The sequence below is a fragment of the Paraburkholderia sp. PAMB 6770 genome (assembly GCF_057748135.1).
This window is the reverse complement of the sequence record NZ_CM173239.1, coordinates 582,816-594,840: the sequence shown is the minus strand read 5'-3', so window position 1 is coordinate 594,840 and position 12,025 is coordinate 582,816. Positions and strand designations below refer to the sequence as shown.

Sequence of the window (12,025 nt, the reverse complement as noted above, 5' to 3'; positions counted from 1 at the left end):
GTTCACACCCCGTGTCGTATCGATCGCATCGCCCCATGCAGAACGCCATCTTTGTGCAAATGGCCAGCTACCGCGACCCCGAACTCGTGCCGACGCTGCTCGACCTGATCGAACGCGCAGCGTGCCCTGAAGCGCTGCGTATCGTCGTGTGCCGTCAGCACGCGCTCACGGAGAGCGTCGGCAGTTTCTTCGTACGCGGTTTTTCGCAGCGCTTCGTCGATACGCAAGGGGCGTTTCCCGTTTGCACGCTGACCTACCGCGGCGCCACGGTCGAGCTGATCGAGGTGCCGCATCAGCGCTCGGAAGGAGCCTGCTGGGCGCGCAACCTGATCCAGCAGCACTATCGCGGCGAACGGTACACGCTGCAACTCGACTCGCACCATCGCTTCGTGGATGAATGGGACACGGCATTGATCGCCATGCTGGAATCGCTGCGGCCGTTCAGCGCAAAGCCCGTCCTGACCGCCTATCTTCCGGGGTATGCACCGGACAGCACGCGCGACACGTTCTCCTGGGAGCCGCTGGCGATGTACCTGCTGCGCTTCACGCCGGAGGGCGTCGTACTGTTTCGTCCAGCCCCGATCGCCGGCTGGGAAAATCTCGCGCTGCCTGTTCCCGCACGCTTCTATAGCGGCCATTTCGCATTCGCAGACGGTCACTTCGCGAGCACCGTCCAGCATGACCCGGCGTTCTTCTTTCATGGCGAGGAGATCTCGATCTCGGTGCGCGCGTTCACGCACGGCTACGATCTTTACCACCCGCACCGCGTCGTCGCGTGGCACGAATACACCCGCAAGGATCGCGTCAAGATCTGGAACGACCATACGGCCGATGCGAAAGCAACCGGCGCCGTCACCGAGCATTGGGGCGAACGCGACGAACGCTCGCACACTCGCAACCGCGTCCTGCTGGGCGTGGACGGCGAGCACGATCCCGACATGGATTTCGGCCGATATGGCCTTGGCACAGAACGTTCGCTTGCCCAGTACGAGCGCTACGCGGGCCTGAGCTTCGCCTGCCGCGGCGTACAGCCCGCGCTGCTGGAGCACGCCACGCCCATTCCGGGAACACCTACGTGCACCTCCGACTCCGAGCCGGGTTGGAAAGCGACCTTGAGGCGCGCACATGACGCGCGCGTGTGGGCGCACCGCAGCCGCTTCGAGTCCGTGCTTTCGCGTGTGCACACCTGCCGCATCACGGCGTACGACTCGCAAGACACCGCACTGCACCGCGCAACACTGGAAGCCGGCGTGTTTCGCCGGCATATTCCCAGTGACTGGTTTGATTACCGCCTTGTCTTCACATCAGGTCTGGAAGAGCGGCCGGCATACTATGTGATCGAACTCTTCGACGCTTCCGGTGAGCGGCTGGTCGAAATCAAACGGTCGATCTAGACATACGCCCTGTCGCACGTCCGCACCCGGGCGGGCAAGCGACACGGCACCTCCGGTGGGATTCGCGGTGGCGAGCGGGTTCGACACGTAGCGATACGGACTGGTGCCCGCAGGCGCCGCACGATCCGGGCTCAGATAGCGGCCGGTATCGGGATCGTAGACGCGTTGGCCGTTCAGATGCAGGCCCGTTTCCTCGTCCACATGATGGCCCGCGAAGCGCAGCGGCTGTGCGATCGGCGTCAGCATCGTTTTCGACGGCACAAGCCGGCCCCACGCCTTGTATCGGCCGCTCCACACGAGCGCGCCCGTTTCGTCGGTCATGGCCACCACGGTGCCGGCGATGTCGGTTTGATAGTGGTACACCTGCATGGGCGCGAGCGATCCATTTTCGCGGCGCTTCCGGTCTACCCGTGCAAACGGGACGTGGCTGATCCAGCCATCGCGGGCAGGCCGATAAAAGTAGATGCGCACACCCTCGTCCCAGGTCTCCTGTAGCAGGCGATTGCCCTGCCAGATGAAATGCGTGACCTCGGCTTTCGTCTCCGACAGCGCGCCGTCGGCGTGCTGCCGCTCGACCTGCTTCCGAATCCGCCGGCCGAGTGCGTCATAGCCGTAGCGCACCTGTTCGCGCCGGCTGCTCACCGCCATCAGTTTGCCGTCCGCATCCCAGCTGAACGTAAGATCCCCGGCGACACCGCGCCTGGCCGTCACCTGCCCCCACACGTCGTACTCGTAGCGGTAGCCGTAGTATTCGCGCAAGCGATGATCGGGATAAATCGGGGGTTCCCAGCCCACACGCGGGACTTCGAGCAGATTGCCCGCCGCATCCCACATGAAGCGTTCGATTCCGAGCTCGTCCGACACGCTGCGCAACAGGCATCCGCGACGATCGAGATCGAAGTAGGTCCGCCCATCGTAGCGGTCGTCGACCCGGGCAAGATTGCCGGCCGGACTGTACTGGAACTCGCGCCAGTATTCGACGTCTCCGGCCGCCATCTCGTCGTTGGGACCGCGCGTCACGGTCATGGCGAACCAGCGCTGGATCTGCGACAGCGACGTATACACCGTGCGCATGTAGAGCGATCCCTGCGAGCGCAGCATTTCGCGGCCCACTGCGTCGTGGCGGAACGCGGCGATGCCGAGCCTGTCCTGCTCGTGTGCGATGCCGACGAGCGACACGTGGCCCGCGTCGTCGCGCTCGACCTTCAGCACATGGCGGTCGGGCAGCATGACGCCGTTTGTTCGGCCCGCCGCATCCACGTCATAGCGCACCGTACCGCTTGCACCGTGCTCCGCCACGAGGCGTCCGGACGCACCGTACTCCAGGCGAATCGTGTCGGCTTCCACGCCGAGCGCCGCCCCTTCGTCGGTCGGCAGACACGCGACCGATTCGAGACGACCGTCAGCGGTATACGTGTACCGGTACTGCGCATGTTGTGTCTCGCGCGCGATGCAGTGACCGGCCAAGTCGTATGAAAAGGTCTCGCGGCGCGTCCGGCCCTCCGCAGCCGTGAGAATCTGCTGGAGATTGCCGGCTGCCGTATAGTCGAAGGTCCGCTTCACGCCGTCCGCATCGACGACCGACGCAAGCCGCCCAGCCGGATTCCACTCCAGTGTCTGAATTGCACCGTTGCCGCTCACGGTGCGCACTCTGCGCCCATGAGCGTCGTACTCGTGCGCCGTGACATTGGCCTCTTCGTCGACAGCCTGGACGATGCGCCCGTATTGATCCCGATGCCAATGCCGGATCTGACCATCAAAGCCTGTCGTTGCAGTGAGCTGCCCCGCGGCGTTCCAGACATGGCGCTCGCTCTGACCGTTTGGAAACGTCACGACAAGCGGCCGCCCGAACGCGTCGGGTTCGATCGTGGTGACGGCGGCCGCCGCGTCGACGATCTCCGTCAGATGACCTTCATCGTTGCGGCGATATTCGGTCGCTGCCCCTGACGCATCGAGGTGCCGGATCAACTGGCCGCGGCGATCGTACTCGAACGTGGAGACTCGACCCAACGCCGACGAAAGCGTATGAACCTCGCGATCTTCGCGCACCTCGTATGCAAACTGCGTCACGCCCTCCGACGGCGCCTGGCATTCCACTGGACGCAACGACTCGTCGCGCCGCCACGTCCACGTGCGGCCGTCGCCGAGCCGCACGGTGACGGGCTCGCCGGTGGCAAACGCATAGACGGACGTCCGCTCGGTGCCGGCCGGATCCGTGTCGCGCGTCACCCGGCCGAGCGTGTCGTATTCTGCCTGCACGACCCGCTCGCCCGGCAACACGAGGCGGGTCGGCCAGCCGGCCCGACCATAGGAAAATGCGTAGCGCGAACCGTCGAAATCGGCGTGTTCGGTCACGCGCCCGTGCGCATCGGCTTGCCAGCGCGCGACATGTCCGAATGCGTCGGTCGCACGGCTGACGCGTGCGTCCAGATCGTACTCGATACGTTCGCGCGCGCCACGGCAAGTCGTGCGCTGCACGACGCGCGCCACACCGCCGATCAGCGCCCACTCGTAACGCGAGGTCTGCCCGAGCGCACCGGCTTCTTCGGTCATCAGGCCGGCGTCGTATGTGAAGCGTCGCACCACGTCGCCGGCGCGATTGTGCACCTCCGCCAGTTGACCGTTGTCGTCATAGCGATAGCGCACCAGGAACCCTCGCGGACCGCCATCCACGCGTTCGATGCCGGTCAGCCGCAGGCCGTCGGCGCTGTCGTAATGCAACATCAACTCCTGACCGCAGGTGCCGCGCATGCGCCGCAGGCGACCCGCCTCGTCCCAGATGCACCCGATCCGTTGCTGGTCGAGATTCTCCACGTATCGGAGGCGTGCGAGACCCTGCGTGTCGAATTCGCCAAAGACGCGAAAGCGCGGCGCCAGATCCGCTACCAGCAACGTTCCATCGGCCAGATGCGCAACGTGCAATTGCTCGGACGACACGATCACCTGGGCACCGCGCTTCGGCATCGGCAGAATCAGCGCACGCCCCTGCTCGTCCGTGTACACGAGTTCATCGTCGCGACGCTGCAGCGTCACTTCCCAGCTGCTGCGCCAGCCGCGGCCGAGCAGTCCGGCCTGAGCGAGGCCGCTCGAATAGAAGCGTCCCCACGCAATCGGCAGCCGCCCGGGCAGGACGAAGTCCGACTCGTTCGCGGCAAGACAAACCTTGTGCCCCGATGTCATCTCCACATCGCGGCGTAACAACGCGGACAGCGCACGCGTTGCGCCGTGGCGCCCGGCAAGGTCGCCGGGCTGGTCGCGAAAACGGTCTACCCGCGGCGCGACGTCCAGCGACTCGAGCAACGTCCCTTCCAGCGCGGTCAACGCTCCGCCCAAACCTGCGATTCCAGTCATGACAGCCTCTGTTAAGGTCCGATGAGCACGTCACCTGAACCCGAAACGACTGCGTCCCCGCACGACGTCACGGAACCGGCGAATGCCGCGGGAAAGCCATTGATGAAAACCGACCCCGAACCGGTGGCCAGCAGTTGCGCGGACAGGTGTAGCGGACAGGTTGCGACGCTCCCGGCTGCGATGGACGCGGGGCTGCCGTTCACAAATACGTCCCCGGAGCCACACGTGATGACGCCTCCGGTACAGGTGAGATCGCCCACTCTTGCTGCAGGACTTGTCATGCTTGAATACTCTTGCTCGTAACTGATCGGACAACGGACAAATCTGCGCGCGACACATCGACGTGGCGCCGCGCGCAGCCAAACCCTGCACTAGAGTTCCGACACCTCGGGCGGCAGACTCGTGGGAGGCGGTTCCGTCGATGGCGGCGGTTCCGTCGACGGCGGCGGTTCGCTCGACGGTGGCGGCTCCGTCGATGGCGGCGGTTCGGTTGTCGGCGGTACCTCGGTGGGCGGCGGTGGCAGCGGCGGCAAGATCGGCAGCGAAATACCCAGCGCCAACGCCGGCAACGGAATCGGCGGGAGGGCGAAGCCGAAGCCGAAACCGCCGCCTCCGTCGTCATCGTCGTCGTCACAATCGTCGCAGCACGGGTTCAGTTGCAGCGGATCGCCCTGAACGATGACTTCATCGTCACCCACGATGCGGATTTTGCTGCCCTTCAGCGTGATCGTTCCGTCGGCGCCCAGATTCAAGCTGGAGTCACCCACCACGATCGACAGATCTCCGCCGACGCTGATCATATAGGCGCCGCCGACGTTCGTTGCCATCGCGCCGCCGACCGACGTCGACGACGCGCCGCCGACCGAAACCGCGTGTGCGCCCACCACGTTCAACGCGTAGGCGCCGCCCACGGTCGTCGACTCGCCGAGCCCCACCGCGTAGCTGGCCGCACCGCCGACGACGCTGCTAAACAGTCCGCCGATCATTTGCGTACAGGCAAGACCGACGCCGATCGAAAGATTGGCGCCCACCGTATGCGATTCGTTGTTTTTCGTCAGGCGGTTCATGTCCTTTTCCGCCTGCATGTGAAACTCCTCGGCCCCTTGCGCATCCTCGAAGCGCACGCCGCTGTAGTTCTCCCGGCCGCCCGCGATCGACTTGCTCTTGAAGCCGCTCTTGGTCGCCTCGGCCGGCAAATCCCACGGCGGCGGGGTGACGGTGTTGTACAGGCTGCCCAGAATCAGCGGCCGGTCCGGGTCTCCGTTCAGAAACCCGACGATCACTTCCTGGCCGATACGCGGAATATAGATCCCGCCGAAGTTGGACCCGGCCCACGCCTGGCTCACGCGCACCCAGCACGAATCGGTTGCGTCGTTGCGCGCGTAGCGGTCCCACAGGAAGCGCACCTTCACGCGGCCAAATTCGTCCGTCCAGACTTCGTGGCCCGACGGTCCCACGACGATCGCCGACTGCGGGCCGCTGGTAATCGGCTTCGGCGTGACGCGCGGCATCCGGAACACTTCGTTCGTCGGCTGCAGCATCAGATTGTTCGTGCATTCATAGAGGAAGCCGCCACCCGCTTCGTCGGCAGCTTCCGACAACTCCAGTACCGAAGCGACGACAAGATACTCACGGTTGGCGTCGCTATGCTTGTGCTGGGTCAGAACGAACGTCTCGCCGGGGGCCAGCCCCCGGACATTGCCCTTGGCGCGCGCGAGCGTTCCGGGCGCACGCCGTTCTTCCATTCGCACGCGGCTGATCAGTTCGCCATGCTTGCTGTCGGTGTAATCGCCCGGCCACTCGTACAGCTCGCCCTCGTTCCAGTTCGTTTCGCGCGGCTGGTTATTGGCGCTGACGAGACTCGCGAGCGGACGCGTGAAGTCGAAATCGTCCACGACCACGCGGCCGGGCCGCAACGCCTCGTCGGTCGACAATGTGTCGAGATACTCGATGTCGATCTTGCCGCCGTTCGGATGGTATTCGATCTGATGATAGGCTTCGCTCGGCGACTTGCGGTGACTGCCGATGTGATCGCACAGGACCAGCCGGTGCTTGCCGTCGGAATGCTCGAAGAACCAGTAGATTCCCCACTCTTCCATCAGGCGCTGGATGAAATCGAAGTCGGTCTCGCCGTACTGCACCTGGAACGCACGCGGTTCGTTACGCTGACTCTCGCCCTGCACCGCGTATTTGTCGACATCGAGACGCTTTTCGACGGGGTACGGATAGTCCTTCAGTACCGCGTCGATAATGTCGATCACGGACTTGTCCTGAAAGATCTTGTAGTCGCTCGTCAGCATGGCGAGCCACAGCCACGGCCTCAGTTCGATCCGGTAGATATTGAAGCGGCCATTCGTGCGCAAGAACCCCGCTTTTGTCACAAGGCCGCTGATCTCCCGCGTACCGGCCCCGACGTTTTGCAGCACGCCGCTGCCGATGCCCTCCAGCTGGACGCTGACCGTCATCTCCGTGCCAATCATCGCCTTCAGATCGAGATTGGCGCTCGTCGCCAGCGGGACGGTGAAATCGTCGGGGGTGCGTAAATCTAGCGTGTATTGATAGAGCCTGCCCAGATGCTCTTCGCCACGCAGCGCCATGAACTCGAGCGCCGGCTGCCCGAGCAGTTGCGGCATCGCATCGCTGCGGATCACGACCGTGCGATCTTGCGATTCCAGCCAGTTAGAAGTTGCTTGCGACATGTAGCTAAATTCTCTCCCACTCATCACGACAGATGTGCTGTTCGATGTGTGCACAATGCGCCCCGGGCCTCGGAGGGAAGCCACCGGCCACAGCGAATGGATGGCGCTTGCGCGGCGATTGTTCTACCTACCCCTGCGCCGGACGAACGGCGGCCTGTCCCAGCAAAACCTCGATCAAAAGCCCGGCGCCCAGTTCGCGCGCCGCGTCGACGAGGTAGCTCGCGGCCACGTCCAGATCCGACGCGTCGCGTGCATTGACGACTTGCCGCGCGAAATCCACGATGCGCCGCAGGCCGTAGCTCGCCTCGCGCGGCGTGGGCGCGATGCCCGAGCCCGCTGGTTCGATGCTGACGGCCGCGCCGAGCAATGCCACGTCCGCGTCGATCCAGCCGTGTACGGTGTGCGCGATCGTTCCCAGGTTGTCCGGTGAATACAATGCTGCGGCCTGGACGGGCCCGCCATCGGACAACTGATGCGCCGCGAGCCTCAGCGCCTGCTGAAGACGCGTCGACGCCGCGCTGCGCCGGAACGCCACGATTTCGCGGTACTCCCGAAGCCGGTTGCGCAGCGTCGGACAATTCGATGCCACCGCGCGCTCCAGCGCTTGCGTGCTCTCCTCATGGCAGCTCACGAGGCGATCGAACGCATAGGTATCGGCATAGGGTGGGTTCATGGTCACGTTGCGCTTCCCGGACAACGGAAATTCTTCAGCAGCTGGCTCGCAAACGGATTCAGCTGCCCCCCTGACATCAACTCGATCTCCGCGTGTCGACCGTCGAAGTTGTAATCCAGCGTCATGCGCCCCGCCGACGCAGTGCCCGTCAGCCGGCCGCGATCGATCAGCCGGAACAGCGCCCAGGGTCCGGTCGTCAGCACCGTCGACGTGTCGGGACTGACCCGCGGCATGGCGGTGATCTGCGCCATCGCGCCGCCACGCGGACCGGGCCAGTTGACGGAGAGCGGGACGACCGGACCATGTGCATAGCGCAACGCCTGGCCGTCGATATCGAGCAGCAACTCGGTAATATCGGGATCGACCGACACAAACTTCATGTTCACTTTCCATGCCATGCGCCTCGCGCCTGGATCACGGAAGAACACCTCGCGAATGTCCGCCGCGCGTTCGAAGGCCTGAAGATCCGGCCCATGAATAGGCGGCATGCCGGGACTGAGCGCCTTGTAGCGCCAGGGCTTCGTGTTCGTATCGACGTAGCTCGCCAGCGCTTTCTGGAAGAACCCGTCAAAGATGCCGCCTTCGGCAAAAAGCTGGTTGAAGTCGTCGATGTCGACTTCCTGGTTGCTGTTTGCGAACGGATATTTGCCTGCGATCATCGCCCGGCAGCTTTGCCCGACACTCGAATCGATCTGCGTGGCAAGCAGCGCGCCCACCTGCCCGCTCACCTTGTCGGCGGTCTGCCATGCAATGCCCCCCAGCACGAGCCGGAGCGGCGCCGGCAGCTTGTCCGCCTCGACCTGAAGAGCCGTGCCAATGTCGAGCGCGGGCGGCACGCTGCCGTTGGACAGCGCGTTGTCGGCCACCACGAGTCGCGTGTATTGCTCGTTGATCAGCGTGATCAGCGCGTCGAGTTGCAGCGGCTTGCCCCCGGCCGCCATCCCGACTTCGGTAAAGGCAGGCCCGACACCGGTATCGGCCTGCCCCGTGACCACCTCGCGCAGCGCCGTGAAGCGGTTATCCACGAGCGACTTTTCAAGCCGCAGTTCCGGCAGCGACGCCACGACCTTCTTCAACGGGCTCGCCGCATTGGACTTGCCGCCGGTTGCCGCGAGTGCGGCATTCGCGAGCGAACCATCGGAGGGGTCGGCCAGCGTCAGCGACGTCTGATGGACCGCCGCGCGCGCGAGCCTCACGAGCGGCGAATCGGGCGCCGCGAACGTGCGCAGCGTCGTCATGTCGAAGGCCAGCGTACCGCCACCGTCCGTACCGGTCGACGCTGTCGAGCGGATATCGTTTAGATACTGCTGCCAATAGTTGCCGTAGTCGGTCAAATATTGACGGCGTACCTCTTCGGCGACTTTCGCCATGCCCGCGAGCGCGCTCGCGCTGTCCTGCACACCCGATGTTCCGCCCGGCCCCTGCTGGCGCCCCATCACCCACCCGTCGTCCGCCTGCGCGCGCGCGAGGAATTCGGGCAAACGCTTGTTGAATACGTCGTGAAAACCCTCGTAGGTGTACAGTCCCGGCACGCCGGCCGCAAACCGGCTGCCTTCCACGAGCGTGAAATTGGCGGCGGCCTGCGTGCCGATCGCGCGGGCAATCGTGAAGTTCTCGGGCGCGTCTTTTTCCATCTCCCCCAGCGCGCGCTCGTAAAGGCGCGCGGGAGCGGGGTTCGCTCCCAGCAACTGGCGCGCGCGCTGCACGACCGCGGCATTGGGCGACATGCCGGATGCGGGCGGACGGCCATCCGCAAACAACGCGTCGAGGTGCGCCGACAACGCATTCCGTCCACCCATCGGCGCAGCACTGTCGGAGCGCTCCCAATCGCGCAGCACCCAGTTCTTGACCGTGTTTGCGTCGAAATGCGACTGATCGAAGAGCATCAGATAAGCCGTCAGCGTGCGATAGACCTCGTCCGGATTCTTCGCGTCGACCTGCGCATTGAGCACCGTTTCCATGCGCCGCTCGATCTGCGGCAGCAGGTTCTGGCGCAGCAGGTCGTGGTACGTCAGGTCCGACGCATCGATCACGCCGGGCGCGGCATAGAGCCCGTAGCGAAACGCGCCGCCCGGCGCATCGAGGTCCACGTTCCGATACTGCGGCAGATCGTGCGCCGCACCGAGCAGCGCCGGAATAGCCGACAGCTTCGGGGCGAGATACTGTGCGTTGACGCGCTCGGCAAGCGCGGTCGTTTTCCCGGCGATCGTCGCCAGATAAGCCCGGTTATTGCCGTAACTCACGGTCATCGCACCCGCAAGCCAGATCAGCAGCGCGATACTGACCGCGTGTGCTCCCCAGCGCAGCAGCCTGAAGCGTATCTCCCAGATGCGGTTCGGCCGGACAAGGTGCGCCTCGGGCACGATCACGCGCTGGAACACGTTGCGCAGGAAATAGCCGCGATGCCCGATCGCCGCCATGTCGCTTCCCGCGGGCGCGGCTTCGATCTCCGCCTTGCGGCCGCGCGCTATCCGGCGAACCAGCCGCTGCAGCACCGTGTCGCTGTCCGCGGGCTTCACCGTTCCGGTTTGTTGCGCGCTCGTAAAATACACGCCACGCAGCGACCCTTGCAGCTGTGCCTCGTCATAGCGCGAGTCCAGAAACACCAGTCCGAGCATCTCCGTAAGCGCACTGACAATGCTGCGGAATTCCTGCGGCAATGCGTACAACTTCTTGCGCCGGTCGGTTTCGTATTCTTCGAGCAGGCGATTGTTGAGGCCTGCGTCGATGCGTGCTTCGAGCTGGGCGAGCTGATCCGCGCAGTACGTCCGCAGATCCGGCACGCTTGCCTGCAAAGGCGCATTCACGTCGTGAGGCAGCGTAAAGCCCCATACCTGCGTGCGCCCCTCGGCCGTCAGCGACTGGAAATACTCCGGAAAGCCCGGCAGCAGGTCGAGCTTCGTCACGAACACGTAGACCGGGAAACGCACCCCGAGCGTCTCGCGCAACTCCGCGAGACGCGCGCGCAGTCGCGCCGCGTGCGCGGTACGCGCCGCCTCCGGCTTGTCGACGAGGTCGGCCACGCTGATTGTCAGGATCGCGCCGTTCAGCGGCGCACGCGGGCGATGCTTGCGCAGCAGTCCGAGGAAGCCGCTCCATTCCGCCGCATTGACGGCGCTCGCCGCGTCATCGCCCGGCACGTCCTGCTCGACATATCGTCCTGCCGTATCGATCAGCACCGCCTCATTGGCGAACCACCACTCGCAATTCGACGTACCGGCGAGCTCGTGCCCGGCCGTGGCGCTCATCTGCTCGGGAAGCGGAAATTGAAGACCCGAATTCAGGATCGCAGAAGTCTTGCCCGACCCCTCGCCGCCGATCATCAGATACCAGGGCAGTTCGTACAGATAGCGGCCGCTCTCGAGGACACGCCCCCAGCCGGGCGTACCGCCGCGCAGACGTCTGAGCTGTGCAATCGCCTTCGACACGACGACACTCACCGCGCGAACTTCCGCACGCCCGATCTCGTCCGGTTTCGCATCGGTCGGATTGAGGATGCGGCGAACCAGCGCCTCGTTGGTCCGCATCGCCTGCCAGATGCGATACAGCCCCCACACGAGGTAGCAGAACGCGGCGACCGAGATCACCAGCACGCGTATCCACACGGGCTCGAACGGGTGATGGCCGCTCACGCCGAATGCCGGTCCGGTGTACCAGAACAGCAGGCAAAGCGCCGCCACCCCGACGAGGCTGACAGGCCAGCCCAGCAGCGAAAACAGCAGCATCGCGACGAGCAGCGCGATGATCACGATGCGCACCGCCGCGCTCGCGAACGGATGCAGATCGCCGAACGCCAGCAACGGCCCGATCAGCCACACGGCCGCGGCGGCAAGCAACACCGCGACGAACACGAGCGTGCGCGCGGAAAAGATAAATTGTGTTAACCGTTTGAAGAATGACATGCCGAA

6 protein-coding genes are annotated in these 12,025 nt (G+C 64.7%); 1 reads left to right on the top strand and 5 read right to left on the bottom strand.

Translation table 11 applies throughout. The features are described from left to right. Nucleotides 1-35: 35 nt before the first annotated feature. Nucleotides 36-1,394 (top strand): GlcNAc-transferase family protein, encoded by a 1,359-nt coding sequence (locus AC3AP7_RS20165; protein WP_487364335.1) that lies wholly within the window; start codon nt 36-38, stop codon nt 1,392-1,394. On the opposite strand, the gene AC3AP7_RS20160 is transcribed toward AC3AP7_RS20165, so the two are convergent. From AC3AP7_RS20160 to tssM, 5 genes are all read right to left on the bottom strand, one after another. Continuing rightward, a complete protein-coding gene (locus tag AC3AP7_RS20160) occupies nt 1,305-4,745 on the bottom strand; it encodes an RHS repeat-associated core domain-containing protein (protein WP_487364334.1) in 3,441 nt (1,146 codons plus the stop codon). The two genes, AC3AP7_RS20165 and AC3AP7_RS20160, sit on opposite strands and share 90 nt — an antisense overlap. 11 nt (nt 4,746-4,756) lie before the next feature. Further along, complete coding sequence (locus AC3AP7_RS20155; RefSeq protein ID WP_487364333.1) at nt 4,757-5,026, bottom strand: PAAR domain-containing protein; 270 nt, start codon at nt 5,024-5,026, stop codon at nt 4,757-4,759. A 90-nt stretch (nt 5,027-5,116) separates the two neighbouring features. Then, nucleotides 5,117-7,468, bottom strand: a complete 2,352-nt coding sequence (locus AC3AP7_RS20150; protein ID WP_488324859.1) for a type VI secretion system Vgr family protein — start codon at nt 7,466-7,468, stop codon at nt 5,117-5,119. Nucleotides 7,469-7,571: 103 nt separating this feature from the next. Further along, the gene (locus AC3AP7_RS20145) at nt 7,572-8,117 is read right to left on the bottom strand and encodes a hypothetical protein (protein WP_487364950.1); all 546 of its coding nucleotides are present in this window, start codon (nt 8,115-8,117) and stop codon (nt 7,572-7,574) included. 2 nt (nt 8,118-8,119) lie between these two features. Then, nucleotides 8,120-12,019, bottom strand: a complete 3,900-nt coding sequence (gene tssM / locus AC3AP7_RS20140) for a type VI secretion system membrane subunit TssM (protein WP_487364331.1) — start codon at nt 12,017-12,019, stop codon at nt 8,120-8,122. Nucleotides 12,020-12,025 lie beyond the last annotated feature (6 nt).

What these genes read in the sequence shown, in the direction of transcription:
- AC3AP7_RS20165 (WP_487364335.1), top strand. Translation starts at nt 36, where the DNA reads ATGCAGAACGCCATCTTTGTGCAAATGGCCAGCTACCGCGACCCCGAA.
- AC3AP7_RS20160 (WP_487364334.1), bottom strand. Translation starts at nt 4,745, where the DNA reads ATGACTGGAATCGCAGGTTTGGGCGGAGCGTTGACCGCGCTGGAAGGG.
- AC3AP7_RS20155 (WP_487364333.1), bottom strand. Translation starts at nt 5,026, where the DNA reads ATGACAAGTCCTGCAGCAAGAGTGGGCGATCTCACCTGTACCGGAGGC.
- AC3AP7_RS20150 (WP_488324859.1), bottom strand. Translation starts at nt 7,468, where the DNA reads ATGAGTGGGAGAGAATTTAGCTACATGTCGCAAGCAACTTCTAACTGG.
- AC3AP7_RS20145 (WP_487364950.1), bottom strand. Translation starts at nt 8,117, where the DNA reads ATGAACCCACCCTATGCCGATACCTATGCGTTCGATCGCCTCGTGAGC.
- tssM (WP_487364331.1), bottom strand. Translation starts at nt 12,019, where the DNA reads ATGTCATTCTTCAAACGGTTAACACAATTTATCTTTTCCGCGCGCACG.